This is a genomic window from Eionea flava (genome assembly GCF_055393785.1).
Genome location: NZ_AP036018.1, coordinates 1,775,870 through 1,802,827, shown reverse-complemented (window position 1 = coordinate 1,802,827; position 26,958 = coordinate 1,775,870). Strand labels below are relative to the sequence as shown.

The following is a 26,958-nucleotide window of genomic DNA, read 5'->3' as shown; positions in this document are numbered from 1 at the left end:
TTGCGTATGTTATGGTCGACAGCTTTCCTCCTTTTAATATTGAGTCTCTCGACGTTGATCATCAGTTAGCGATTATCGAGATCGAGAGCGATGCCAATAGAGAAACTATTGGCAGCCAATATATACGTGTGCATTCGATACAAGGGCAGGAGTCGGTCTCGCAGCCGTTTCAATTGTCAGTGGAATTACGCGCTGATGACACGAGCAACGCGGGTGCCTTATTAGATGCACACTATATGGGGCACTGGGCGAAGATAACCATAGCCATGCCAGAAGAAGGTGACTTTACCCCACGTTTTTTTCGTGGGGTGATTACCGAAATAGCCGTGGGTGCGCCCGGCATTTATACACTCACCTTGCAATCCCCCCTGCATCTACTCACGCTACGTAATAATTACTATATTTATAGTGGCTGCGATATTCGTGAGTTAATTACTCGTTTACTTGAGCATGAACTACAAGATCCGCGTTTTGCCTTACGCTTTGATTTAAGTGATAGCCCGACGCTAACACGTACTCAAGACTGGATGCAGGCGGGTGAGTCGTCGATGGATATGTTGCAGCGCATTTTGGCAAAAGCGTTTCTTAACTACTTTTTTATTCACGAAGAAAGCCGTTTAGTGTTGGTGTTTTCGGATAAAACACTGACGCCCGATACCGTGTCGATTCCGGGCTTTCATCACGGGCCATTACCATTACGCTATACCTTTAGCTCTGTTGAGCCGCTGCGGTCACAGCAATATGATGTTTTTGCTAATTTACGTTATTCCGTAAAAATGATGCCCGCCAAAGTGCAAACATTATTAAGCCAAGTAGACCCTCAATGGAAAGATAATACGGTAGCTAACTTTAATAGTTATAGCGCGCAAGATAATAGCGCATCATCGACAGTCGGTTTTCAGCATTACTGGAATTATGATTACGGCGTTAATGATAACGAAGCCAAAGATCAACAACGTAAAATTGCGCAACAAATTAGTACTGAAACCGGTACCTTAACCGGCTCAGTGTATAACCCACTATTAAGTCCGGGTTACTGTTTTCAACTCTTTAACCCCCTGCTGGATAAAAGCGATAACGCAGAAAAAGTAGAAGGTAAGGGGCGGCCTGAGTTCGACCAGAAAATTTATGTCGTCACTAAAATTGAGCACAAATTTAGTGGCGAGACAGGTTATACCGGTAGTATAGAATCGACTGAAGTTGTAACAAAGGGTGACGAAACGGAAAAAACATTTTTAACGCCTTTTTCTATGCACAGTACACAGCAAGGGAGTGTATTGGCCAAAGTGCTCGACCACGAAAAGCCCGTTGGCTGGCGCTATCGCAGTAAAAATAATTTTCAACCCGAAAAAGGCCAAGTGTTTTTTGAAGGGAACCTCGAACACAATGGAGAGTGTCACGGTGAGGCCGGCTGTTTAGTGCAATTGGCGACCGGACAAAAACACTGGGTCGTGCTACCGCGTTCGTCGCAATCTGTGCCAGAAATTAATTCCATGGTGATGATTGGGCGCGGCAGTAATGAGAGCGAGCAGCCGGAGCTACAGCAGGTGTTAGCCTCTCATGGTTCAAAAGTGATTCAGCCGCCTGATCGTCGCAATGCATCATGGCAGGCTAATACCAATTGGGGTAGCAGCTACTCCACCAGTTATGGCGATAATATGAGCATCCATTTTGGTCATATGGCGCAAACTAATTTACCGCAGGCAGTGCGTCTGGTTGAAGGCGCCTACGATAATATTGGTATGGCGGGTACACAGTATGGGAGTACCAGTTATAACAAAGGTGGTTCGTGGAGCGTGTCGCTCAGTGGCAATGAGGCCAACCCAGATGTAGGTGTTATTGGTGCTTCTATTTCGCAAGGCAGTAGTTTTGGTGAATCTCACACCGCTCATAGTTATAACTATGGGTCTACCAAGGTTAGTGAAGGTTATTCCGAAACGGGTAAGAGCGCTAATGTTTCTGTTGTGGGCAAGTACACTCCAAGTCCAGATTTACAAAATCCGAGTTTTATTAATGGAAAACTGCCAAAAGATATTAGTGAATATACCGATGAATTATCGAACGGCGATACCTTTAGCCGATCATCAGTGCTGGGGCGATCTATCAATTGCAACGGTGTGGGTATCAGCGCGCCGGATGTGTCTATTGGGAGTTTAATACCCGGTACGCACTATAACTCTTCAATCACTTTGGGCATTAGCGAAAATATTAGCAAAACCTTAGGCGCTACCTTTAACGATTCGTTAATGGTAGGAATGTCTTTTAGTAATAGCATCACGTGTGCGGCACAGTTTAGTAACTCCCTCACTATTGGTGCCATTATGAATATAGATACCCGCATCGCTGGCACGACCAGTCTATCAACAACTATTGGCCCTTCCTTTAATTACGGTTTACAAATTGCCGATACTTTTTCTCAATCAACGACGATTGGTTCTAGCACTAATATGCAAACTAATCTTACGGATACTAAAAATATTAGCACCACCATTGGTAGTGCAACTGATGCCTCTACCTATATTGGCGCAAAAAATTCGACCAGTACTTTCGTGGGTGCAACCAATGATGTGTCTGTCAATGTCGCGAATAGAAATTCATCCAGTGTCACCGTGGGTGCGAGTAATGAATCGTCGGTGAATGTTGCCGCCAAAAAATCGACCAACGTCTTTGTAGGCGCAACCGATGATACGTCAATTAACGTAGCCGCACGTAAATCGACGAGTATTTCTGTGGGCGTATCAGACGATACCTCGATTAGTTTAGCTGCGAGTAATTCCACGAATGTATCCATCGCTGCAAAAGCCGATACCAGTTTAAATATCGGCGCTTCCACCTCAATGAGCTTGAACTTAAGCGCCAGCGTTGCTCTAACTAATACCCTGTCCGCCTCCGCTTCTATAACTAATACGGCAAGTGCTAGTGTCGAGTTAATTAACTCACTAGCCGCCACTGCAAAAATCATTAACCAAGCCAGTGTTGATTTTGAAATGATTAACGGTGTGACAAAAGCCGAATCTGATCTTCGCCAACAAGCTAAGTTAAGAGCCACGATTGCTGAAGTGGTATCGGGTATGGATTTAAAAGTATGATGTATCTGGCTAAACGTTATATTAAGGCCATGTTTTTAGATGTCGAGTGGATGCCGGCTCAAGTCCGGTATGACGTAGTCTTTAAAAATATCTCGTCATTCTGGAAAGCGTTTTTTGCTTATCCGGAATCCATTTTTTCAGTTTTTCGATATATACCAAGTAAAAACTGGCGTGATACTACTGAGTTATCACGGACGCCATAATGCAAATCATTAAATCCAACCGCCTAGGTTTAATCCATAAAACCTACCACCTGCATCATCATCGTTTTGCAGTCGGGGCGTTGGCTTTTTTTAGTTTGCAAAAAAATACTCAGCACCCACTTATTGAGTACGACCAGTGGCCGAGAGTGATGGGGCAGCTACCAGAGGGGCAAGCATTAGATATTGGTTATGTTAAGCCTCGTGGAGAAGCCCTCGTATGTGCTAATGGATATTTTCACCAGCACGGTTTGTTTTATCGCTCATCGCCTTGCCTTGAGGTGGGGGGCCTTGAATTGGGGGAGCTTGGAATAGGTGGTATCAAAAAATCCGTACGATTACCTCATTTTTCTCGCTTTAAACAATCACAAAAAAATCCCTTAAACCAATTTATGCCCTTAGATGTGCTCGATAAGCAGCGCAGCCGTTATAACGGTACCTATGATAAAAAGTGGTTGGATACCGTGCATCCGGGGCTGCCCACAGATACCGATGAACGTTTATTTAATACCGCCAGTAAAGATCAGCAACTGAAAAAGGGCTTATTAACCACGCCGTATTTTTCACCCAATACCGCTTATCGCCTCACGGATATGCATGCGGATAAAGCCTGTATTGAGGGGCATATTCCCAATATTCGCGTACGTGCATTTGCGCAACTCAATGAGTCGTCGAATAAGGATATTACCGAAATCGATACTGTGTTAGAAACCCTCTGGTTTTTTCCTGAAGTTGATATTGGTGTGGCTATTTTTCGTGGAGAAATTGCGGTACAAGATAGTGATGGCCTCGACGTTAATGCTTTGCTACTCGCTTATGAAAGTGCGGATGATTCCCCACGGTCTATCGACTATTACCAGAATGTACTATCTCTGCGTACCGATATGAAAACAGCGATGGCGCATGTGTTTAACGAATCACAATTGATGCCAGAAAAAACCGAAGAAGAAAAGCAAGCATTAGCGCAGTTAGTTACGCAAAGTGAGAAAGAAGAAAAAGTGGCGGTAGATAAGATGCGCCAACAGATTTTGCAGCAAGCAGAAGAGATCGTGCAAAAAAAATTACCAATAGGCGCGCCCGGGCAACAAGAAGCCAGTGACGCTTTAGCGGTTCATCAATCGAAATCTGCAGATGGTTCTATTCAAGCACTTTCTGCCCAAGCACCTTCTTCGCAAAACTCTCCTTATGATATACCGACTATTCCTAGCGCCGTACTTGCCAGTGGAGATTTTGATCTTACTGATATGTTGGCAGCCACTGACCAATTACAAGTCACACTAGAACAAGAAATGGCAGAAAAGCAGGCAGAGTTAGAAACGTTGGCAGGGGGGTATCAAGAACAGTATGCGGATCAGCCGGCTAACCATACCGCTGCCACCGAAGAAACAGTAGATGATGTCAAACTGCGTCTATTAACCCCTGTTTACGTAATGGCTACAGATTTAAAGGAAAAGCAGCAAGCTGCAGCAACAAAAACCATTGGCGATATTATTCAAGATTTGCCCGAAGCCGCCAAACAACAACTCGATAATGCTGACGAACTCGATCCCAATACTTTGGCGCAAGCCTACGACAAATTGTTAGTCATGCAACGACAGGCTAGGCAATCGGCAGTGCAAAGCACACCGCTAAAATTACTAAGCAGTGATGTGCAACAACAAGCAAAAGTATGGGTGCTTGAACTGATTAGTACTGGCGAAAGTTTAGCCGGACGAGATTTATCACACCTTGATTTATCGGGTGTTGATTTCTCCGGTTTAGATCTACGCGATGTGATGTTTGAAAATGCCATTCTTGATCACTGCTTATTTGTTAACGCCAATATGGCCGGTGCAGTTTTTGCCGGAGCACAATTACATCATGCCAACTTGAGTGATGCAGTACTCAACAATACAAATTTTAGCCAAGCAAAAGGTGAGGCAACGCAATTTACTCGTGCAATACTTGATAACAGTACGCTAACTGAAAGCCATTTTACCGGTGCTGATTTTAGTTTTACTCAGGCCGACAATATAGTGGCGACAACGGCTGTGTTCACTCATAGCCTATTTACTGCAGCAGTGATCAGTAAAAGCCTATTTAACGACACCGATTTTTCTCATTCTCAGTGGAAAGAAGCAGTGCTTAAAGAATCCATCTTTATGCAAGCTAATTTGCAGCAATCTCATTGGGTATCGGCTGATTTACAAAAATGTATCTTTGTTGATGCGCAGGGGCAAGGCGCTAATTTTAGCCGCGCTCTATTAGATAAAGTCCAGTTTAGCAGCGAGGCCACATTAGCGTCTGCCAACTTTAGCGAAGCACATTGTACAAGCTGTGGTTTTAGAAATGTAAACCTTAAACATTTATGCGCGCGCCGTGCAGTATTTATTGAATGCGATTTTGGCGATGCAAAACTGCATAAATCCGATCTGGCTCAAGTCATTATCAAACGCAGTTTAATGAGCATGGCACAACTTGATTCTGCCCATTGCCGCGACGCATTATTCAATGAGGCAGTTATGCGAAAAGTGAACCTTGAAAATAGTGACATAGTAGGCGCAACATTTTTTAACTGCACCCTAGAAGATAATATTTTACAGCACACCTTAACAAGAAATATCAATGTGAATCCGCAGGCGTCACTTAAATAGTGATACCGGATCAAGTCCGGCATGACGATGGTGTGGCGATGGTATGAGGAAAGGGTAGAGTGAGATATTGATAAAATATAGTCCGTCATGCTGATGTCGGGTCAATACCGGATCAATACCGGATCAAGTCCGGCATGACGATGATGGTGTGGCGGTGGCATGATGATGGTATGACGGTGGTGTGGCGGTGGTATGACGAAGTAAAAAGTAAATGCGAAGTCAAAAGTAAAGATAGAGTGAAAGTAAAAAAATCCGTCATGCTGAACTTGATTCAGCATCCATACGATGTCAACTGTCGCCTAAGTACTATCTAGCGAAGTGATTAATACAAAAGGTAATAATAATGACTTTAGAAGAATTAAAAAATACCCTTGCGCAAGGTATGCCTATCATGAAGGTCGATCTTAGTGGTATTAATTTCTTCGGTGAAAATCTAGAAGGCGCTATATTCTTAAATTGTCAGTTTTCTGAATGCAATTTTTCTGATGCTAATATCGAGCGTGCTGTTTTTACGCAATGCCAATTACCGAATGCCTCATTTAATAATAGCGTGATGCAACAATCGAGCTTTATTGAATGTGATCTAACGGGAGCCATCTTTTCAGGTGCTATAGAAGCCGCTACTTTTTGTAATTCTAGCCTCAAAAACAGTCAGTGGAATAAAGTCGAGTTAGATAAAGCCACATTAACTAATTGTGATTTTTCACATGCTCATTTAAAAGACTGCTTTTTTCAAACCAGTATCTTAATGGAGTGCGCGACGGATGGTGCTGTGATTAATCAGTGTTCTTTCTATAACGTCACATGGACAAAAGCCGACTTTAGCACTACCGCTATAAAACAATGTGAATTCACTCAGGTACTGTTACTAGAAAGCACGGTGATCAAAAAAGATTTTTCTAATACTACCTTTACCCGTTGTACCGCTAACGATAGTGTCTTTGAAGCGTGTTTATTTACTCAGGCGAATATGACAGAAACTAACTTGTCTAAATCAACGCTCGTAAAATGCCAATTTGATGGTGCGCAATTACAGAGGGGCTTATTTATTGAGTCTGCGATTACCGAGTGTACGTTCAATGAAGCTGCGCTTGAAGGCGCTAATTTTCAATATGCTGTTATTAAAGAAAGTGCATTGAATCATGCAAAAATTAACGATGCATGGATGAAAGGGGTGTCTATTCAGCAAACCAAAATTATCGACAGCGATCTATCCAATAGCAACTTAAGCTATAGCACGTTAGATCACTGTCAGTTTAAAAAATCCAACTTTCAACGAGCGATTGTGCATAGCATGCAAGAGTCTGATTGTGATTGGAGTGGCACCAATAGAAAAGATATGGTGACAACCGAACCGGATCAACAAGCCATCGATGAAAAATTACAAGCACGAGGAATTGCCTTATGAGCGCACTCATTTATTCAAACGAATCGCAAAAAAATAGATTGCAGTCGATAAACTCAGTTGCTCATTTAAATCATCAACCTTCTATGCCCGTTGCGCTAGGTTACAGTGCTGTTGTGTTAGCCGTTGATGGTAAAAAACAATCGCAGTATCAACTGCAATTAGGTGATGTTCAACGCTCTGCTGCGTCGGCAGAAGGTTTACTAGTACAAGCCGAAGTGGGGGATACGATACTCTGCGTCGAGATCGATAATGCTTTATTTATCACGCAAGTGATACAGCGCGCCCCATCATCTACGCCACTGGTAATGTCATCGTCACGACCTATCGAATATATTGCGCCGGTTTTACGTTTTAAAGCCTTTAAAGAAATGGAATTGCTATCGGCTAATAAGTTAACGTTATCAGCCGCTGATATGGTATTGGGTGCCAGCCGAACCTTTGTGCAGCAAGCCCGTAATATGATCCAGCACGCTAAAAATTATTCGGTTACGGCCAAAGATCTCATGCGCTTAAATGGCCGGCAGCAAGTCATTATTGCTGAAGACGATATTCGCATGGATGCCAAACGAATCAATATGGGGTAAAAAGTATGTTCGCTAATACACAAAGTTATGCATTAAACCTTGGTTTTCCCGATGTGTGTAAAACGCTAGTGGCGCTTGCAGTAGTCCCCATTCCTTATCCGAATATGTCATTTACCAGTAGCGCTATCCCTAATATTTTTAATCAATTTATTACCTGCATGCCGGTACATAATATGATGACAACCGTACCGGTTTCTAACGGTAACGAAGCCGGAACTTTATTAGGTGTTGTATCTCAATTAATTTGTGGCCCTACGATTCATTTATTAGGTAGTGTAAAAATTTTTCGTAGTGTGATGCCTGCGACTAAAATGTTATCGGTATCAGGTCAAAATGGGATGGCGCTGAATATTCCCGGCAGCACACTGAGCCCTTCACAAGTGAAGGTGCTTTATTTTTCTTAATGGACAAAAGGAAGGCTTGGTTTTAATAATAGAAGGCCTGAAGACACACACTATTGAGTCGGAAGAAAATAATACACTTGGATTTCAGACTTTCGGAGGCAGGAGCCGACGTAAAGCGTATAGGGATATATTTACAGCGTGTTTGAAATTCAAGTGTATTATTTTCAAGTGCCCCGTTAGTATCTCTATATATGCTTCTACATGAGATGGGCTTAAAATGTTAACGAAAACCCTAATGCATTACCTGCAGTCCCTTCCAGCGAGTGATGAGTCACAAACGGCAAGCGGGTTTGTTTCGGCGCAGCTTTTTCATGGCTAAAACTACTATCAACGGGTAACGAGTGGGTTTGTAACGCGGTGGGTTGCGGTCTTACTGTGGCAGCATTGGATGACGGTTTAGAAGCATTTAGTTCAGAGTTACTTAACCCAGAGCCACTTAACTCAGAGCCACTTAACCCAGAACGGCTCGTTGCCGGTTGACCTTGGCTTGCGGCTCTCACCGTTATCTGCTGAGTCGCCGCTTGGCTGCTGGTACTACCCAGATAGGTTCTGGTTTTAGTGCCCGGCATAGCGTCTTGACGCGTAGGTGCTTTATTAGGGCTGACGCCATCAAAATATAACTGTTGATCATCGCTAAGTTGGTGATAGAGCACCGTCGATGAGCGAGTATCATAATTAGTCTGCGTATCAGGGGCTTGGAGTTGATTTGGCGAACGGCTACTAATCCCTATTTCATCCAACGAACGAATACGGGTTTCCGCCCCCGAAGAGGCCGCGCCACCGTAAGCCTTGCCTAATTGATAAGGCACCGATGCCTGAAAAGGATTGTTATCACCTCCCACAGAGCCCTTTCCCATAGAATCATCACGCACAACACGAACCATTTGTGCGTAGTTTCTTAGCGGTGGTGGAGTGTTTTGGCTCATAGATTTGATTTGACCCTATCGTTTCACATTAGTATCTGACCAAGTGGTATCGTGATCATTTTATAGTATGCCACTAATTATAGAATATTATAACAAGGGGCTCGTATATAAGACTCTATTTTGTTTTTGTCGTCCCCGGCCAAACAATATGCGTGCTGCTAATATAGCGATCATTCAATAGGCGTTGATAGCGAGTGAGTTCATTTTTACTCTCAAGTGGCCCTAGAGCTAGCACGAACCACTGTCGTTGTTGGTTTTCTACTTTGAAAATAGCAGGGGTAATGAGTAGCGTTGATAGTTTGTCGCTGATTTTTTCTGCGTCGAAAGCGGCATTTTTTAGTGAACCGAAAATACCTAATTGCAAGCCATAGCTTGCCGGTGTTTTATCATCTGGTTCTATTGCCAGTAACGATTGCGAATAGCGTAGAGCATCTGCAGGAAATGGCGTGGTGAGCGAATCGTCTATGATCGTAAAGCGAGGAGTGGGTGTTGCGAGTATATCGGTATCGGCAGAATAAGGCGGTAGGTACAGGCTAAACCCAACCCCTATGGCGAGTAAAATGAGTACCAATGTGCCGAGTGCTTTGATCATTATTGGGTAGCCATTATCGGTCGAGTAATCGGGTTATACTGTTTTTAATCAACAGCCTTTGATGCGTGAAAATACAATCACTGTCGCTAAATATCAGTAGACAAGTATATTACAAAGCCTGTCTCAATAGGGTACTGTATACCGTCATTTTTTCTAATCACGCGTGCCTTGTTACTTTTTGTTATTTTATGCCCAAATCAGTTATGTCAGAAGTATCAGTGTCGCCAGTGCATACCTTTCTCATTGATGCCTCTATTTACATTTTTCAGTATTATTTTTCACTGCCCGACCATTGGTTTAGTGAAGATGATAGCTACCCTACGGCTGCTGTCTATGGTTATACGACCTTTTTAGTACGTTTGCTTAAAAAACACCAGCCGCAACGTATTGCCACTTGTTTTGATGAAAGCCTTGATCAGTGTTTTCGTAATGAAATTTATCCCGGCTATAAAAGCAGCCGCGCATTACCCGACGAAGCTCTCGCTTTTCAATTGCGTGCCTGCCAGACCATTACTCAATTATTAGGTATTACGACTTACGCTAGTGAACGTTATGAAGCGGATGATTTATTGGGCAGCCTTTATCGGCAATGTCAGCGCAGTGTGGCGCCTATTGCCATACTCACACGAGATAAAGATCTTGGGCAGTTATTACAGCGGCCGCAAGATTGTCTATGGGATTATGCTGCAGATAAGCGTTTGTATCCTGAAGATGTGACGCAAAAAATGGGTGTTCGCCCGGATCAACTTGTTGATTACCTGGCATTGGTAGGCGATGCGATTGATGATATTCCTGGTGTGGCCGGTATTGGTGCAAAAACAGCTGCTACGCTACTGAGTCGTTACCAGACGATAGAGACATTATTAGCCGATATTTCTTCGTGGGTGATAACGCCACCGTTAGGTATACGCGGTGCGCGCTCAATAGCTGAGCGCTTAGATGTGCATCGTGAACAAATAGCCATGTCGCAACAGCTCGCGACGATTGTGACGGATTTGCCGCTGATTAATAGTGTTAATGCCCTAAATAGGCAGTCGGCTGATTTAGCGGCTATTCGTATCTTTTGTGAGGCGATGGGTTTTCCTGCACTGTATAAAACGATCGCGAGTATCCCCGCGTAGCCCCCGGACAACTCGCCTGCTATAATCGCCGCAAAAGTGCTTCGGGCGCTTACCATTCACGTTAACTGTTAGAGAAGTTATGTTTCAGAACCTGTCAGATCGTTTATCTAAATCCCTCAAAAAAATATCCGGCAAAGGGCGTTTAAGCCATGCGAATATTCAAGATGCATTAAAAGATGTGCGCAAAGCCTTGCTTGAAGCGGATGTGGCTTTACCGGTGGTTAAGGGCTTTATCGATAAAGTGCGTAAGCGCGCGGTAGGGCAAGAGGTTGCGCGTTCGCTGAACCCATCGCAGCAATTTATTAAAGTTGTGCAAGATGAGCTCACTGAGATGATGGGTGAGGCCAATGAAACGCTGAACTTGGCGGCGCAGCCACCGGCAGTGATTTTAATGGCAGGCTTGCAGGGTGCGGGTAAAACGACCTCGGTAGCCAAGTTAGCTAAATATTTAAGCGAGCGTGAAAAGAAAAAAGTCATGGTCGTGAGCGCCGATGTGTACCGTCCAGCGGCGATTCAGCAATTGGAGACCTTAGCTGAACAAGTGGGTGCTGTTTTTCATCCGTCATCAACCGAGCAGCAGCCAGTCGCGATTGCTAACGAGGCGATTAGTGCGGCTAAAAAGCAACACCTTGATGTTGTGATTGTCGATACCGCTGGCCGTTTAGCGATTGATGATGCCTTAATGGCGGAAATTCAAAACCTACAAAAAGCCATCAACCCTGTCGAAACCCTCTTCGTGATTGATGCGATGATTGGTCAAGATGCCGTTAATACCGCAAAAGCGTTTAACGATGCTTTGCCGCTAACCGGTGTGATATTGACGAAAGCCGATGGCGATGCACGTGGTGGTGCTGCTTTATCTGTGCGTGCAACCACGGGCAAGCCTATTAAATTCTTAGGTATGGGTGAAAAAGTTGACGCCCTAGAGCCTTTCCACCCTGATCGTATCGCATCGCGTATTTTGGGTATGGGCGATGTGCTGTCACTGATCGAAGAAGTTGAGCGCAAAGTCGATAAAGAGAAAGCGCAGAAGTTGGTCGAAAAAGTCCAAAAAGGTACGCGCTTTGATCTCAATGATTTAAAAGATCAGTTTCAGCAAATGAACAATATGGGTGGCATGGGTGCCATGCTGGAAAAAATGCCCGGTATGGGTAACATGGGGCAAATGGTTGAGCAGGCTGATATGGGTGGTCAGTTCAAAAAGATGGAAGTGATTATCGACTCGATGACGCCTGCAGAACGTAAAAACCCTGACGTGCTTAATGGCTCGCGTAAGCGTCGTATTACCGCAGGTTCGGGTACGCAGTTGCAAGACCTTAATCGTTTGCTCAAACAGCACAAGCAAATGGCAAAGATGATGAAGAAGATGAAAGGCGGCGGCATGGCTAAAATGATGCGCGGCCTTGGCGGTATGATGGGAGGCGGTGGTGGCTTACCTCCCGGTGGAATGCCTCCAGGTGGTGGTTTGCCGCCGGGTTTAGGTAAGTAATCCCATCTACTTAATGCCAGTGAATTCGAACAGATAAAACAGCCGCATTTTGCCGTGGTTGTTTTATTGTCTAATGCTATACATATCTCGTTATTTCCCGTAGAATACGCCGCCTTCATGGTGCCGCATACGTTTGTGCATCCTGAAAATATTATGTTTGTCTTGCCGTGAGGCAATACTCTTTTATTGAATGATAGGAATTAAATTAAGATGGTTACGATTCGTTTAGCCCGTAGCGGCTCTAAAAAACGCCCGTTTTACCACCTAACGGTTGCCGACAGCCGCAGAGCGCGTGATGGCCGTTATATTGAGCGTGTAGGTTTCTTTAACCCCGTTGCTCGTGGTCAAGAAGAGCGTTTACGTGTTGATAATTCACGTGTTGATCATTGGGTCAGCCAAGGCGCGCAGTTGTCAGACCGCGTTGCAAAATTATTAAAAGATCAGGCAAAAGCAGCGGCGTAATGCCTCTGTTTCGTAATACGTTTAGGATAACTCGTTTACATGTCTAATCTACTAAACGTTGGGCGTATTACTAGTGTTTTTGGCATTAAAGGGTGGGTGAAAATCCATTCGCAAACCGAGCCACCCGAAAATATTTTTAACTACCAACCGTGGTATTTAAAAACTCAGCATGGCGTAAAGCCAACTCAGTTGAGCGAGTGGCGGCCTCACGGTAAAGGGTTTGTTGCACAAATTGTGGGCGTCGATGATCGTAATGCTGCGGAGCTATTATGCCCCGTGACCATCGCGGTAGAGAAAGACTTACTAGCCACGCTAGATGATGGCGAATTTTATTGGCATCAATTAGAAGGCTTACGAGTCATTAGTGAGTTCTCAGGTCAAGTCCATGATTTTGGTACAGTGAAAAAGCTCTTGCCGACGGGTGCTAACGATGTGTTAGTGGTTATCGGTGATGAGCAAAGTATTGATCAGAAAGAACGATTAATACCCTACGTACCAGAACAGTTTATTACCGACATTAATATCACCGAAGGTGTTATTCGTGTTGAGTGGGATCCTGAATTTTAGAATTATTAAGCAAATTGGGGAGTGAACAATGCGCGTTGCCGTTATTACATTATTCCCCGAAATGTTTGCAGCATTAACCGATTACGGTATTACTGGTCGAGCGGTGAACAATACGTTGGTCGAGGTGAAAACCATCAACCCTCGTGAGTTTACGCAAGACCGTCACCAAACAGTGGATGCTCGCCCTTACGGCGGTGGCCCTGGTATGGTGATGATGGTCGAGCCATTAGCGGCTGCATTAGCAGCAGCAAAAACATGGTTGGACGCCGAGCGTACGCCTTGCAAGGTGATTTATTTGTCACCCCAAGGGCGAGTGTTAGATCAGTCGGGTGTGGCCGAATTAGCAAGCAGTGCAACTTCGCAAAACCTTGTGTTGATTGCGGGTCGTTACGAAGGGATCGATGAGCGCTTTTTGCAAACCAGTGTCGATGAGGAATGGTCTATTGGTGACTATGTTCTCAGTGGCGGTGAGTTGCCAGCAATGGTGTTGTTAGATGCTGTCATACGTTTGCTGCCCAATGCTTTAGGGCATCAGGATTCAGCCGCAGAGGATTCGTTTAGCGATGGTTTGTTAGATTGCCCTCACTATACGCGTCCCGAAGAGTACCAAGGCCAACACGTGCCGTCAGTGCTTATGTCGGGTAATCATGCAGCGATTAAACAATGGCGATTAGAGCAATCGCAACAACGGACGAAGCAACGGCGTCCGGATTTACTCAAAGATTAAAGGATTAGTGGGGTCAGAGTCACGACTCTGACCCCACTAATCCAACACTACATGTTCTAGCTGTGAAGCTACACATTTTTATTGACTAGGAAAACATCATGACGAACAAAATCATTCAGGAATTAGACAAAGAGCAAATCAAAACTGATGTGCCTGAGTTCTCACCAGGTGACACTATTGTTGTTCAAGTTAAAGTTAAAGAAGGCAGCCGTGAGCGTCTACAGGCATACGAAGGTGTTGTTATTGCCAAGCGTAACCGTGGCGTAAACTCTGCATTTACCGTGCGTAAGATTTCACACGGCGTAGGCGTAGAGCGTACATTCCAACTGCATAGCCCACTCGTTGATAGCATTGCGGTTAAGCGTCGCGGTGATGTCCGTCAAGCGAAACTATACTATCTTCGCGAACTTACAGGTCGTGCAGCTCGTATTAAAGAAAAGTTGGGTTAATCGACTTTTTCAAGAGGTTCGCCTCTTGCGTAAAAAACCGAAGCATTGTCTTCGGTTTTTTTATGCATGGAGTTTGTATGTAGTGATAAATTGAGATCGCATTTACGCTTTTAGAAGCGTATAAAGTCTATTGGTTTAATACAGTCTTGATTTTTTTGAGTTGCAAATTATTGTGTTGATATCTTGTGTTCACGAAATATTAACAACCATGATGTGCGCGAAGAACATTAATTCATCCGTCTGTATTATATCAATGACTTAACTAAAGGATGTCAACATGACCATACATACTTTACTCGATGAAATGTGGCGGGACTATTTAGCGTTTAACCCTGAAGTGCAGCGTATACACCAACTGTTAGCGGATCAGAATAATGGCGATATTGTGAATGATCATATCGCGTTGCGTACGTTTGATTGTCATCACTTGGGTATTGCGACGCTAGCCGCGCCGTTTTTGGTGCAGGGTTATGATTACGCCGGTGAGTATCATTTTACCGAGAAAAAACTCTACGCCCAGCATTTGGAGCATAGCGACTCACGGTTGCCTAAGGTGTTTATCAGTGAGCTGAAGGTGGGGTTGTTATCGAAAAGTGCCCAGCAGTGTATCGAGGGTTTGGTGCAGCAAGTTGATGCATCACAATTAGATCGTGATGATTTTTGTTATTCAGGGCGGCCGTGGCATGTGAGTTATGCGGATTATCAACAGTTATTGGCCGAAAGTGAGTATGCCGCGTGGATGGCAGCATTTGGTTATCGTCCCAATCACTTTACGGTGTTTGTGAATGCTCTGTCTTCTCATGATAGTTTAGAGTCGCTCAACGCTTATCTGGCCGCAAATGATGTTCAATTGAATACTGCCGGTGGTGAGATTAAAGGTAGTCCCGAGCAATATCTTGAGCAGTCGTCAACGCTAGCTAATACCATTGATGTCGTGTTTAGTGATCAAGCAGCGCGTATTGCCAGTTGTTATTATGAATTTGCTCGCCGTTACCCTTTGCCGAGTGGTGATCTGTACCAAGGCTTTGTAGCAAAATCGGCAGATAAGATTTTTGAAAGTACTGATGTAGCCCGTTAGTACGAGGTGCTATTTCAAATAAACGAAATGCCCAGTGAACTTTCCTCGAATAAAGCCTTCATAAACAGGGCATTAATAGCATTTTTGGCGTATATATTAAACATGAGTATAGTTTCGCCGTTGAGTCGTGGTTTTTGTGTGCAGGTGTACGCAGCCACCCAAAGAAGTATTTTTAGGAGTGAGTATGTCTGTAGTTCGGTTTTCCTTTCAGTCGCCTTATGTTTTAGCTGTGCTGTTTACGGCATTGTTACTGGCTAGCCTTATGGTTAGCCATAGCGTAGTAGCGCAGCCGATTAAGTTACCTGTGCAAAACACCGAAGAGGCGATCCCACAAGGTATTGCCAATACTATTATTCGCCGTTTACAGGAGGCCCGTTCTGATATTGAAATTTCCAATTTACGACGATCCCCTTTAGAAGGTATCTATAAGGTCGATCTTAATGGTCAATTGGCCTTTGTGAGTGAAGATGGTGGGTTTTTAATATCCGGTGAAATGTACCAAATTAACCCCGGTTATCTACTGAATCTGCAAGAAGAAGAGCGGCGTGAACAAGAGGTTGCATTTGCGCCTAAGCGTGCACGGATGTTGGCGGCCATTGATACGAAAGAAATGATCGTTTATTCACCGGAAGAGAAGAAGGGGCATATCTATGTATTTACCGATATCGACTGCGGTTTTTGTCGTCGTCTACATAGCCAACTTGATCAAATGTTAACTATGGGGATTGAAGTACGCTACTTGGCTTTTCCTCGTGCCGGAGTGAACTCACGCAGCGCAGAAAAATTGATTACTACTTGGTGTTCGGATAATCCGCAATCATTGATGACGCGTTTTAAGCGCGGAGAAAATATCGCATTAAGTAATTGCGAGCGTCACCCCATTTTTGATCATTATATGTTGGGGCAAGATGTGGGTGTAACCGGTACGCCAGCAATCGTCTTGGAGTCCGGTCAGCTGATACCCGGTGCTGTTAGCCCTGAGCGTTTAGCGCGAGAAATGGGTATTTAACTGTACTTTTACGGTCGCTTCTAGCGGCTTATTACCGTGATATTTCCCTCTTGCTTTTATCTCCCTTTCCCTAGGGGCAACGCTTGATGCCCCTGCATTTTATGCGGTTGACACGCTGAGTTCTCACGCGTAAGGTTGCTCTCTTTTTGATCCTATGCTGCCTATTCTGGGCGGTATTTCTATTGCATATTTGAGGAGAAAGTTTTGAAACCGGTAAAAGTAGGGCTTTGTGGTCTTGGCACTGTGGGCAGTGGTACGTTTAACGTATTACAGCGTAATATTGAAGCGATTCAAGCACGCGCTGGCTGTACCATTACCATCGCGCAAGTGGGTGCGCGCCGAGATAACCCTGCTTGTGATCTTACGGGTATTAATGTTTCTCGTGATATCTTCGATGTGGTTAACAATCCAGACATTGATATTGTTGTTGAACTCATTGGGGGAACAACTGTTGCTAAAGACATTGTTGATCAAGCCATTGCTAACGGCAAGCATGTGGTCACGGCGAACAAAGCGCTGATAGCCGAACACGGCAATGCTATTTTTGCCGCGGCGGCTGAAAAAGGTGTAACAGTGGCTTATGAAGCGGCTGTGGCAGGAGGCATTCCGATTATTAAAGCGATGCGCGAAGGCTTAGCGGCTAATCGTATTGAGTGGCTAGCGGGTATTATTAATGGAACGGGTAACTTTATTCTTACGGAGATGGGCGATAAGAATCGCGACTTCGATGATGTGCTCGCTGAAGCTCAGCAACTCGGTTACGCCGAAGCAGACCCTACCTTTGATGTTGAAGGCATTGACGCCGCGCATAAATTAGTGATTTTAGCGTCGCTAGCGTTTGGTATGCCATTGCAGTTCGATAAAGTGTTTACCGAAGGTATTAGCAAAGTAGAAACCCGCGATATCGCTTACGCGAGCAAAATGGGTTACCGCATTAAGCATATTGGCATTGCGCGTCGTGCCGAAAACGGTATTGAGTTGCGTGTACATCCGACGCTAATTCCTCAAAAGCGTCTGATCGCTAATGTTGATGGCGTAATGAATGCAGTGTTGGTGAAGGGTGATGCCGTAGGGCCAACATTGTATTATGGCCCCGGCGCGGGTGATGAAGCGACGGCTTCATCAGTGATCGCCGATATTGTTGATATCGCACGTCTCGCTTGTCAAAATAATCAGCCTGCAGTGCCGTTATTAGGTTTCAATACGGTTAGTGATCAGTTGCTGGTGGATATTAGCCATGTTAGCACCGCTTATTATTTGCGTATGATGGCGATGGATAAGCCTGGTGTGTTATCCAAGGTCACCACGATTTTGAGTGATCACGGTATCAGTATCGAGAGTATGCAGCAGGCTGAACCTGAACAAGGAGAAGCGCAAGCGGAGATTGTGTTAATTACTAGTCAAATACAAGAACATAAATTGTTATCCGCCGTTAGTGAAATTGAAGGTCTAGACTCGATTACGAGTAATGTGTATAAAATCCGTGTTGAAAGCCTAGGCTAATAAGTAGGAACAATCATGAAATATATTAGTACGCGTGGCGATGCGCCCACGTTGAATTTTGAAGAAGCCGTTTTAGCAGGTTTAGCCACCGATGGTGGTTTATATGTCCCTGAAACGTTGCCTACATTTAGCCATGACGAAATTGCCTCATGGGCAGGTTTATCTTATGAAGCCTTGGCTTTTAAGGTGATTTCTCCGTTTGTCGACGGTGAAATTAGTGATGAAGAGTTACAGGCAATTATCGACAAAGCCTATTCGTCGTTTCGCCACGATGCGATTGCACCGCTGGTGCAAACCGCGCATAACGAATGGGTGTTAGAGTTATTTCAAGGGCCTACATTAGCGTTTAAAGATTTTGCTTTGCAGGTGTTAGGTTTATTGCTCGATCACTTTTTAAAGAAGCGTAATAAACACGTGGTTGTAATGGGGGCAACGTCAGGTGATACCGGATCGGCTGCAATCGAAGGCTGTCGTCATAGTGACAATATTGATATTTTTATTTTACATCCGCATCAGCGTGTATCGGATGTGCAGCGTACACAGATGACGTCGGTACTGGCTGATAATGTATTTAATATCGCCCTAGAAGGCAATTTTGACGATTGCCAGAACATGGTGAAAGCCAGTTTCCGCGATCAATCGTTTTTACCCGATGGTCGACAATTAGCCGCAGTGAATTCGATTAATTGGGCGCGAATTATGTCGCAAATTGTGTACTACTTTTATGCGTCTCTTGCATTAGGTGGCCCACATCGTAAGGTATCATTTTCTGTGCCTACGGGTAACTTTGGTGATATTTTTGCGGGTTATTTGGCGAAAAAAATGGGCTTACCCATTGATCAATTAATTATCGCGACCAACTCGAATGATATTCTTCATCGTTGTGTGGCTGAGAATGACCACAGTAAAAAAACATTGAATCACTCGCTATCACCCAGTATGGATATCATGGTTTCGAGTAACTTCGAACGCCTATTGTTTGATGCTTACGACCGTGATGGTGCTGCAATTAAGCAGTTAATGGAAGAATTTGCTTCAGGTTCGATGACCTTATCAGATGCAGCTTTAGCCAAGGTGCGAGAGCATTTTTCGAGTTATCGCTTAGATGATGAAGCAATGGTGAACGTGATTGCTGAAGTCTTCGAAAGTACCGGTTATTTACTCGATCCGCATACGGCCATTGGTATTGATGCTGCGCGTAAAACACGTCGCTCATCGACAACGCCTATGGTGTGTTTGGCTACCGCACATCCTGCTAAATTCCCAGAGGCGGTGCGTAAAGCAGGGCAATCAGAAGATCCAGCGTTGCCGCACCATATGGCAGATTTGTTTGATCGTGAAGAAAGATACACCGTCTTGGATAACGATATTTCAACGGTTCAGCAATTTATTGGTGATAATATCCGTTAGTATTGGGCGTGTAACGCATCGAGGGCAGTGTTAGTGCCCTCGATTTTTTAAAGTAATAATATCTTTTGATACCTCTACTATGCCTGCCATCTCTCGGCGTCAGCCGGTCTCCCATCAACTGACTTCTGCTATTCACCCATTGTTGCAACGTGTGCTATCTGCTCGTGGTGTCACACAAGATGATGACGTTAACTACCAGCTTAAACACTTGCATCCACCGACATTACTCAAAGGCTTACCCGAGGCGGTGGTTTTATTAAGTAACGCGGTACGTGAGCAAAAAAATATAGTTATAGTGGGTGATTTTGACGCTGATGGTGCTACTAGTTGCGCCTTGTCGATACTCGCATTACGTGCCATGGGTGCGCGGCAGGTCGATTTTTTAGTACCTAATCGTTTTGAGTACGGTTATGGGTTAACCCCTGAAATTGTTGAGGTTGCAAACAGTTATGCGCCTGATTTAATCGTCACCGTTGATAATGGTATTGCCAGTGTTGATGGCGTCGCTAAAGCGAAAGCCATGGGCATTGATGTGTTGGTAACCGATCATCACTTACCGCCCGATGTATTACCGCAAGCGGATGCGATCGTTAATCCTAACCAACAAGGATGTGAATTTCCCAGCAAAAATTTAGCGGGTGTGGGTGTTATTTTTTACGTATTAACGGCACTGCGTACTGCACTCCGTGAGCAACGATGGTTTGAACAACAAAATATCGCCGAGCCAAACATGGCGAACTATATTGATTTAGTGGCATTAGGCACGGTTGCTGATGTTGTGCCGTTAGATCGTAATAACCGTCTGTTGGTGCATCAAGGTTTACAGCGAATACGGGCAGGTTACACACGACCGGGTATCTTGGCGTTATTACACGTTGCCGGTAAAGATTACCAACGTATTACCAGTAGTGATTTTGGTTTTATTGTAGGGCCGCGTTTAAATGCAGCAGGGCGATTAGATGATATGTCGGTGGGCATTCGTTGCTTATTGACGGAAGATCCTAATGTGGCACAAGAGTTAGCGTCAGAGCTGGATGGCCTCAATCGAGATCGCCGAGCAATAGAGGCCTCGATGCAGCAAGAAGCGATTGCCCACCTTGATGAAATGACCATTAATGACAGCGCAGTGCCTGCTGGTATTTGTTTGTATCATGCTTCGTGGCATCAAGGCGTTGTGGGAATTGTGGCCTCGCGTATCAAAGAAAAATACTATCGCCCTGTGATTGCCTTTGCGCCTTCGGATACCGAGTCGGATTATTTAAAAGGCTCGGCACGTTCTATTCCGCCTTTACATATTCGCGATACCTTGGACGTGATTGCGACTCGTCACCCTGAGGTACTTCAGAAATTTGGCGGACACGCAATGGCCGCAGGTTTAACCTTACACAAAAAAGATTACGATGCCTTTACAGCATTGTTTGATCAAACCGTACAAGAACAGCTCTCTGCCCAAGATTTTGAAGAAACCCTGTTAAGTGATGGCATCTTGTCAGCGCAAGAAATCGCGTTATCGGTGGCACAGTCTATCGAGCAAGCTGGGCCGTGGGGGCAGGGGTTTCCAGAGCCGTTATTTGATGGCGAATTTTTTATTATTCAGCAGCGGATTGTGGGTGAAAAACATTTAAAGCTGGTGGTTTCTCCTGATGCGTCGGGCCAACATACGGTTGATGCGATTGCTTTTAATATCGACACCCAACAGTGGCCAAATACGCAAGCAACGCGAGTGCATTTGGCTTATCAGTTAGCCGTGAACCGGTTCAGAGGGCAGGAGTCGGTGCAATTTATGGTGAAACATATAGAAGTTGTGTAAAACCTACAGTGATTGAACTTAGAGCTGGCACACCTCTCTAGCGTAGTCTGGCAACTCGTCTGCACTGGGTACAGGAGTTGGCGAGCCGTTTTCATCGAGGGCTACAAACTTAAAACGTCCTTCGGTTACTTTTTCTCTTGAGCCAATACGATCACGGCGTACCCATGCTTCGACATGAACGACCATAGAGGTTGTGCCTAATTGAGCAATGTGGGTATATAGCCCAAGAATATCCCCGACTTTTACGGCGCGAATAAAACTCATACTTTCTACAGCTACAGTGACTACTCGCCCCTGAGCACGTTGGCCAGCACAAATACCTGCTGCAATATCCATTTGTGATAATACCCAGCCCCCAAAAATATCGCCGGCGGCATTTGTATCCGAGGGCATGGCAAGTGTGCGTGTTGTGAGTCGTCCCAGTGCATCTTCTTCAGACATAATGTTTTCTCAGTATTAAAGAGGGTGTTGCTATTTGTTCTATGAGTGTAATTTAGCCCAAAATGCGCCACATAGATAATAAGTATAGCAGCACTCGTTAGTGTGGTTTCGATAAGCTTTGTTTAGCTGCGGTGTAGTCAAAATCATGCCCGGCTTCTTCTGCACTAAAGCGCAATTCATCAAGCTGCTGATAAAAGGTAATCTCTTCATCGGGCATATAATGTAGGCAGTTACCACCAAAAAACCAGAGTAGATCTCGATTTAAAAAAGGCATCAAGTGCGAATAAGTGCTTACCACCCGTCCTGCCCACCATTGTCCTTTTTCACTCATGGATTCACTGTGCTCGCCCATCTGGCATAGTTGGTCAAGTGTATTCAGCCATTCGGTCGTTTCGTCGTCGTTGGTATCCAACGTGTCATCGCTACGACGAAACGGCGGTAAGTGAATACACGCGGCCTTAAATTCTTTGAGTAAATCTACATGATGTTTTAGGTATTGCGTATAATGCGTCATAGTTGAAAAATCACTTCAATAAATAATATTAACGCATTATAAAGTACTTGATGCGGGCAACGAACACTTTTACTCACCGAGAACGATTATGACTGAAGCACTATCCATCAGTGGTCTTAAGAAAGCCTACGATAATGGTTTTGAAGCATTAAAAAATATCGACTTAAGCGTACAGCAAGGCGATTTTTTTGCCTTGTTAGGCCCCAACGGGGCGGGTAAGTCGACCACGATTGGTGTGATTTGTTCGTTGGTGGTGAAAAGCGCGGGTACGGTGAAGGTTTTCGGTACGGATATTGACGATGATTTTTCTAAAGCGAAACAAGACATTGGCATCGTGCCACAAGAATTTAATTTTAATCAGTTTGAAAAAGTCATTGACATTGTGGCCAACCAAGGGGGTTATTATGGCTTGTCACGAGCGGTAGCGGTTGAGCGTGCAGAGAAATATTTACGCAAATTGGGTTTATGGGATAAGCGTAATAGCCCCTCGCGTAGTTTGTCGGGTGGAATGAAGCGCCGTTTAATGATCGCTCGTGCATTGGTGCATGAACCTAAGTTGTTAATACTCGATGAACCGACGGCCGGTGTTGATATTGAATTGCGTCGTTCGATGTGGCAATTTTTACGGGAAATTAATGCTGAAGGTATCACGATTATATTAACCACGCATTACTTGGAAGAGGCTGAAAATCTATGTCGGCACGTGGCCATTATTGATCAAGGACGGATTGTTGAAAATACGGATATGAAATCATTGTTGAATCGTTTAGATAAAGAAGTTTTTGTGTTGGATTTGCAAAGCGCAGTCACATCGGCGCCGGTACTGGGTGATTATTCGGTAACATGGATCGATGAAAAAACCTTAGAAGTTGAATTGCAAAAAGGCCAACCGCTAAACCCGGTGTTTGCTTTATTGGCTGAGCAATCTATTGATGTGATGAGTATGCGTAATAAGGCGAATCGCTTAGAAGAGCTGTTTGTGTCACTGGTGGAAAAGAATATGGTCGATGATACTGATGTACCTTCACAGGCTAGTGCTACAGTGGGAGTAGAATGATGAAATATTCAGAGCAGTGGGTCGCATTAAGCACAATTGTTAGAAAAGAAATTGTTCGTTTTACTCGCATCTGGGTGCAAACCTTATTGCCGCCTGTGATCACAATGGGCTTATATTTTGTGATTTTTGGTCAGCTTATCGGCTCACGTATTGGTGAAATGGATGGCTTTAAGTATATGGATTTTGTGGTGCCGGGCTTAATTATGATGTCGGTGATTACCAATGCTTACAGTAATGTTGTATCGTCATTTTTTAGTGTAAAGTTTCAGCGCAGTGTCGAGGAGATATTAGTCTCACCAACACCTAATTATATTATTTTGCTAGGATATGTATTGGGCGGCGTATGCCGAGGATTGTTAGTTGGACTAGTGGTAACGCTAGTGTCATTATTTTTTACAGACTTAAGTATACATAGCCTGCCGATTACAATTTCTATCGTATTTATGACAGCCGTTGTGTTCTCTTTGGCGGGTTTCTTTAATGCTGTTTTTGCGCGCACCTTTGATGATATTTCAATTATCCCTACGTTTGTATTAACCCCGCTAACCTATCTTGGGGGTGTGTTTTATTCGATTACTTTACTATCACCTTTTTGGCAGTCGGTATCTCAGTTAAATCCTATTTTATATATGGTGAATGCGTTTCGTTACGGTATTTTAGGTATTTCAGATATCAATATTAGCTATGCATTTGCGGGCGTATTGGTATTTACCGTTTTGCTCACCATTATTTGTTTGCGTTTGCTAGCGAAGGGGACGCGGTTGTGTTCCTAGTTCTAGGGGTGAATCGCTTATGTTATGCCAATGACTTCTACACAATAGGTTCATGTTTTTATGTCGGTTGAAAATCCATTAGGTCATCATACGGTTTACCCCAGTGTTTATGATGCAACACTACTATTTCCGATTAAACGTACGGAGTCGCGTGATAAATTGGGGTTGTCGGGTGAGTTACCGTTTCAGGGGAATGATCGTTGGACGGCTTATGAGGTGTCGTGGTTAGACGAAAGCGGTAAGCCGCAGGTGAGAGTGGCAGAGTTTATAGTGGCTTGTGATTCCCCCAATATTATTGAATCAAAATCTTTTAAGTTGTACCTCAATTCATTTAACCAGACGGTCTTCGCGCAAGAGAATGATGTGGTTTCAGTAATGTCGAATGATTTATCAGTCGCGGCTGGTGCGGCAGTATTAGTGAATTTATTGCCGCTGGATGACGCACTGCCTTTGGCGGTGAGCCAACCGATTGGGCAGTGTATTGATGATTTACCGGTAAATGCGCTCAATTATGAACCAAAACCTGAGTTGTTATCCGTATCGACAACAGAAAAAGTCAGCGAGTTAGTGTATAGCCATTTACTAAAGACTAATTGCCCCGTTACCGATCAGCCTGATTGGGCGACGGTGTTTATTGAGTATTCAGGCTTTAAAATCGACCATAGCGGTTTGTTAGCCTATATTATCTCGTTTCGAGAACATCAGGATTTTCACGAAAATAGTGTTGAGCGCTTGTTTTGTGATTTAAAACGTTTTTGTAAACCTGATCAGCTCACGGTATATGCGCGTTATACTCGTCGAGGAGGCTTGGATATTAATCCCTTGCGGACTAGTTATAAGATGGAGGCGGCAAATGGTGAGCCTGCCAGCCAATTAATATCCCAGGTGTTACGCACTATTCGTCAGTAGACTTTACAAGAGTGTCGAAGAGTATATTGCTGATTAGCGAAGTATATAGGTGAGTGTATACGCTAGATACTGAGTTGCTTTTTGAGTTTCTCTGCGGCTTTTTCTAAGCTGGAAATCACTTTCTCCCGATCATAGTTTTTGACTTTTTCAATGTCTAAGTGCATTGAGAAGCCATCGGCAGTTTGTGAGAAGTAGCTTTGCTCAACGCCCATTTCTTTACGATGATCAATCACTTGATAAACCTGTACGGGGTGAGTAAAGCCCTTTGCTTTGATGTGTCCGCGATCTTTACAGAGAATGGTGTCTTTAATAAGACTCCATGTTTCGTGAGAAATTAAAATTTCTTCCGCTTGTCCAGCCGATTCTAAGCGACTGGCTAAGTTAACATGTACGCCTAAAGCAGTATGGTCTAAGTGCTTGCTGGTACCAAATGTACCCACCGTACAATAGCCTGTATTGATACCCATGCGAATCTGTAAAGGTTTTTTGATACCCATTTCAACCCAGGTATGTTGCAATTCACGCATACGTTTGCCCATTGCAATTGCCATTGATACACAGGCGGTAGCATCTTGCTTGACACCTAATGATATCGCACTGTCATCACCAAACGTGACCATAATGGCATCGCCGATAAACTTGTCAATGGTGCCATTAAACTGCGAAACGACATTACTCATTTCAGCCAAATAGCTACTTAGCACATTGGACAGTACTTCAGCTTCTAGCTCTTCACTAAGGCTACTAAAGCCAACAATGTCAGAGAAGAAAATAGTGATGGGTTTACGTTGGATCTTGGCTTTGCGTTTGCCTTCGATAATATCCCAAGCAGATTTAGGTAAGTATTGAGAGATTTGGTAAATACGTAGCTTTTGCTCTTTAACTTCGTTAACTAGGACTTTGTGCTCATCTTCGATATCTTGGGCTTGGCGATGGTTAAAAAAGCTATATAAGCACATATAAGTAATAGCACCAACGGCAATGACGAGATGTATAGCGCTACTGGCTAATATCAATGTTTGATTTCCTAGCACAAAAAAGCCCACACCAATGCCGATGGCAAGCCCTATATTGGCAACCCCCCAATCTTTAATACCGCCATAGTAGAGAGAGCTAAAATAGATGAGTGAAATTAATACCAAGCTCGGCCAAGGGTTGTAATTAAGTTCACTAATAATTAGGCCAGTTAAAAAACCATCAATCGCAAGAATAATAACTAGCGTGGAAGTTTTCGTTTGATGATTGTTGATAAACCAAGCGATAAGTGTGTACAGGAAGATGGCCAAAGCAAGACCAATACTTAGAATGTCAGGCGTTTGGTGAGTGAGTACGCTACCGAATAAGGCGATAATAACGGCAACACTGATCACCGAGCGACATGAGTTCTTCAATATCGCGATTCTCTTGCGGCGATCTCCGCTAAGGTGAGTGTTGTCGGTCTGATAATACGCCATGGAGATAAATCCGGTTATCCTATATTTTTCAGGTCAGCCAAAATAGCATTTTTCGTGCCTAATCGCATCTATTATTCGCTGCTTAAGTGTAATGTAGTTGTGCAAACGAGCTTTAGGTCAATACGTCGCTTGCATCGTCATTGTGCTATGGGTATTTGACGGTGCCATGGATATTTGACTGGCAGCATCTATATTAGGGTAGACCACCAGTTGCCTTTTTGAAAAGCCTTGTGTAGAGTGCTGCCTCTGATTTTGGAGAGGTGTCTGAGTGGCCGAAAGAGCACGCCTGGAAAGTGTGTGTACCTCACGGTACCGAGGGTTCGAATCCCTCCCTCTCCGCCATATACTA

24 protein-coding genes and 1 tRNA gene are annotated in these 26,958 nt (G+C 44.2%); 20 read left to right on the top strand and 5 right to left on the bottom strand.

From position 1 onward, the window contains the following. The first annotated feature begins 11 nt into the window (after positions 1 to 11). The 5 genes from ACZ5O6_RS07880 (at position 12) to ACZ5O6_RS07860 (ending at position 8,318) form a co-directional block, all read left to right on the top strand. Positions 12 to 3,089, top strand: a complete 3,078-nt coding sequence (locus ACZ5O6_RS07880) for a contractile injection system protein, VgrG/Pvc8 family (protein ID WP_447092880.1) — start codon at positions 12 to 14, stop codon at positions 3,087 to 3,089. A 202-nt stretch (positions 3,090 to 3,291) separates the two neighbouring features. Continuing rightward, on the top strand, positions 3,292 to 5,922 hold the full coding sequence (locus ACZ5O6_RS07875; protein ID WP_447092879.1) for a DUF2169 family type VI secretion system accessory protein: 2,631 nt from the start codon (positions 3,292 to 3,294) through the stop codon (positions 5,920 to 5,922). 343 nt (positions 5,923 to 6,265) lie between these two features. Then, complete coding sequence (locus tag ACZ5O6_RS07870; protein WP_447092878.1) at positions 6,266 to 7,330, top strand: pentapeptide repeat-containing protein; 1,065 nt, start codon at positions 6,266 to 6,268, stop codon at positions 7,328 to 7,330. Then, positions 7,327 to 7,914: a DUF3540 domain-containing protein gene (locus ACZ5O6_RS07865; protein WP_447092877.1), complete on the top strand. Its 588-nt coding sequence runs from the start codon at positions 7,327 to 7,329 to the stop codon at positions 7,912 to 7,914. Before ACZ5O6_RS07870 ends, ACZ5O6_RS07865 begins: the two co-directional genes overlap by 4 nt. A 5-nt stretch (positions 7,915 to 7,919) precedes the next feature. Further along, the gene (locus ACZ5O6_RS07860) at positions 7,920 to 8,318 is read left to right on the top strand and encodes a DUF4150 domain-containing protein (protein WP_447092876.1); all 399 of its coding nucleotides are present in this window, start codon (positions 7,920 to 7,922) and stop codon (positions 8,316 to 8,318) included. A 212-nt stretch (positions 8,319 to 8,530) separates the two neighbouring features. Here ACZ5O6_RS07860 and ACZ5O6_RS07855 read toward each other — a convergent pair whose 3' ends face one another. Next, on the bottom strand, positions 8,531 to 9,244 hold the full coding sequence (locus tag ACZ5O6_RS07855; RefSeq protein WP_447092875.1) for a hypothetical protein: 714 nt from the start codon (positions 9,242 to 9,244) through the stop codon (positions 8,531 to 8,533). Positions 9,245 to 9,359: 115 nt separating this feature from the next. Next, positions 9,360 to 9,836: an SPOR domain-containing protein gene (locus tag ACZ5O6_RS07850; RefSeq protein WP_447092874.1), complete on the bottom strand. Its 477-nt coding sequence runs from the start codon at positions 9,834 to 9,836 to the stop codon at positions 9,360 to 9,362. 188 nt (positions 9,837 to 10,024) lie between these two features. On the opposite strand from ACZ5O6_RS07850, the gene ACZ5O6_RS07845 reads away from it, so the two are divergent. The 11 genes from ACZ5O6_RS07845 to recJ all read left to right on the top strand — a co-directional run bounded on the left by ACZ5O6_RS07845 (position 10,025) and on the right by recJ (position 21,461). Then, the gene (locus ACZ5O6_RS07845) at positions 10,025 to 10,957 is read left to right on the top strand and encodes a 5'-3' exonuclease (RefSeq protein WP_464283496.1); all 933 of its coding nucleotides are present in this window, start codon (positions 10,025 to 10,027) and stop codon (positions 10,955 to 10,957) included. A 79-nt stretch (positions 10,958 to 11,036) separates the two neighbouring features. After that, positions 11,037 to 12,446, top strand: coding sequence for a signal recognition particle protein (gene ffh, locus ACZ5O6_RS07840; RefSeq protein WP_447092872.1), 1,410 nt, complete (start codon positions 11,037 to 11,039; stop codon positions 12,444 to 12,446). A gap of 210 nt (positions 12,447 to 12,656) precedes the next feature. Continuing rightward, positions 12,657 to 12,908 carry a 30S ribosomal protein S16 gene (gene rpsP, locus ACZ5O6_RS07835; protein WP_447092871.1) on the top strand — a complete coding sequence of 84 codons (252 nt, stop codon included), beginning with the start codon at positions 12,657 to 12,659 and terminating at the stop codon, positions 12,906 to 12,908. Positions 12,909 to 12,947: 39 nt separating this feature from the next. Further along, entirely contained in the window at positions 12,948 to 13,475 is a 528-nt protein-coding gene (rimM, locus tag ACZ5O6_RS07830) for a ribosome maturation factor RimM (RefSeq protein ID WP_447092870.1), read from the top strand. 28 nt (positions 13,476 to 13,503) lie between these two features. Beyond that, positions 13,504 to 14,202: a tRNA (guanosine(37)-N1)-methyltransferase TrmD gene (gene trmD / locus ACZ5O6_RS07825; protein ID WP_447092869.1), complete on the top strand. Its 699-nt coding sequence runs from the start codon at positions 13,504 to 13,506 to the stop codon at positions 14,200 to 14,202. 98 nt (positions 14,203 to 14,300) lie between these two features. Next, on the top strand, positions 14,301 to 14,651 hold the full coding sequence (rplS, locus tag ACZ5O6_RS07820) for a 50S ribosomal protein L19 (protein WP_447092868.1): 351 nt from the start codon (positions 14,301 to 14,303) through the stop codon (positions 14,649 to 14,651). A 277-nt stretch (positions 14,652 to 14,928) separates the two neighbouring features. After that, positions 14,929 to 15,729, top strand: coding sequence for a DUF1338 domain-containing protein (locus ACZ5O6_RS07815; protein WP_447092867.1), 801 nt, complete (start codon positions 14,929 to 14,931; stop codon positions 15,727 to 15,729). A 184-nt stretch (positions 15,730 to 15,913) separates the two neighbouring features. After that, positions 15,914 to 16,738 carry a DsbC family protein gene (locus ACZ5O6_RS07810; protein ID WP_447092866.1) on the top strand — a complete coding sequence of 275 codons (825 nt, stop codon included), beginning with the start codon at positions 15,914 to 15,916 and terminating at the stop codon, positions 16,736 to 16,738. Positions 16,739 to 16,942: 204 nt separating this feature from the next. After that, positions 16,943 to 18,241, top strand: a complete 1,299-nt coding sequence (locus ACZ5O6_RS07805; protein WP_447092865.1) for a homoserine dehydrogenase — start codon at positions 16,943 to 16,945, stop codon at positions 18,239 to 18,241. 15 nt (positions 18,242 to 18,256) lie between these two features. Next, positions 18,257 to 19,651, top strand: coding sequence for a threonine synthase (gene thrC / locus ACZ5O6_RS07800; RefSeq protein WP_447092864.1), 1,395 nt, complete (start codon positions 18,257 to 18,259; stop codon positions 19,649 to 19,651). 79 nt (positions 19,652 to 19,730) lie between these two features. Then, entirely contained in the window at positions 19,731 to 21,461 is a 1,731-nt protein-coding gene (recJ, locus tag ACZ5O6_RS07795) for a single-stranded-DNA-specific exonuclease RecJ (protein ID WP_447092863.1), read from the top strand. Positions 21,462 to 21,479: 18 nt separating this feature from the next. On the opposite strand, the gene ACZ5O6_RS07790 is transcribed toward recJ, so the two are convergent. Together ACZ5O6_RS07790 and ACZ5O6_RS07785 are read right to left on the bottom strand one after the other, a co-directional pair. Continuing rightward, positions 21,480 to 21,902: an acyl-CoA thioesterase gene (locus ACZ5O6_RS07790; protein WP_447092862.1), complete on the bottom strand. Its 423-nt coding sequence runs from the start codon at positions 21,900 to 21,902 to the stop codon at positions 21,480 to 21,482. A gap of 97 nt (positions 21,903 to 21,999) precedes the next feature. Next, on the bottom strand, positions 22,000 to 22,416 hold the full coding sequence (locus tag ACZ5O6_RS07785) for a PA2817 family protein (RefSeq protein WP_447092861.1): 417 nt from the start codon (positions 22,414 to 22,416) through the stop codon (positions 22,000 to 22,002). An 88-nt stretch (positions 22,417 to 22,504) separates the two neighbouring features. Between ACZ5O6_RS07785 and ACZ5O6_RS07780 the strand changes: the two genes are divergently transcribed. Genes ACZ5O6_RS07780 through queF form a run of 3 tightly spaced genes read left to right on the top strand, consistent with a single transcriptional unit; the run spans position 22,505 to position 25,155 of the window. Further along, positions 22,505 to 23,473 carry an ABC transporter ATP-binding protein gene (locus tag ACZ5O6_RS07780; protein ID WP_447092860.1) on the top strand — a complete coding sequence of 323 codons (969 nt, stop codon included), beginning with the start codon at positions 22,505 to 22,507 and terminating at the stop codon, positions 23,471 to 23,473. Then, positions 23,473 to 24,246, top strand: coding sequence for an ABC transporter permease (locus ACZ5O6_RS07775; RefSeq protein WP_447092892.1), 774 nt, complete (start codon positions 23,473 to 23,475; stop codon positions 24,244 to 24,246). The genes ACZ5O6_RS07780 and ACZ5O6_RS07775 overlap by 1 nt, the downstream gene beginning before the upstream one ends. A 60-nt stretch (positions 24,247 to 24,306) precedes the next feature. Next, on the top strand, positions 24,307 to 25,155 hold the full coding sequence (gene queF, locus ACZ5O6_RS07770; RefSeq protein ID WP_447092859.1) for an NADPH-dependent 7-cyano-7-deazaguanine reductase QueF: 849 nt from the start codon (positions 24,307 to 24,309) through the stop codon (positions 25,153 to 25,155). 62 nt (positions 25,156 to 25,217) lie between these two features. Here the strand turns inward: queF and ACZ5O6_RS07765 are convergent, their stop codons facing one another. Continuing rightward, complete coding sequence (locus ACZ5O6_RS07765; protein WP_464283495.1) at positions 25,218 to 26,546, bottom strand: adenylate/guanylate cyclase domain-containing protein; 1,329 nt, start codon at positions 26,544 to 26,546, stop codon at positions 25,218 to 25,220. Between the two features lie 317 nt (positions 26,547 to 26,863). Between ACZ5O6_RS07765 and ACZ5O6_RS07760 the strand changes: the two genes are divergently transcribed. Continuing rightward, positions 26,864 to 26,951: transfer RNA gene (locus ACZ5O6_RS07760), tRNA-Ser, on the top strand. Positions 26,952 to 26,958 lie beyond the last annotated feature (7 nt).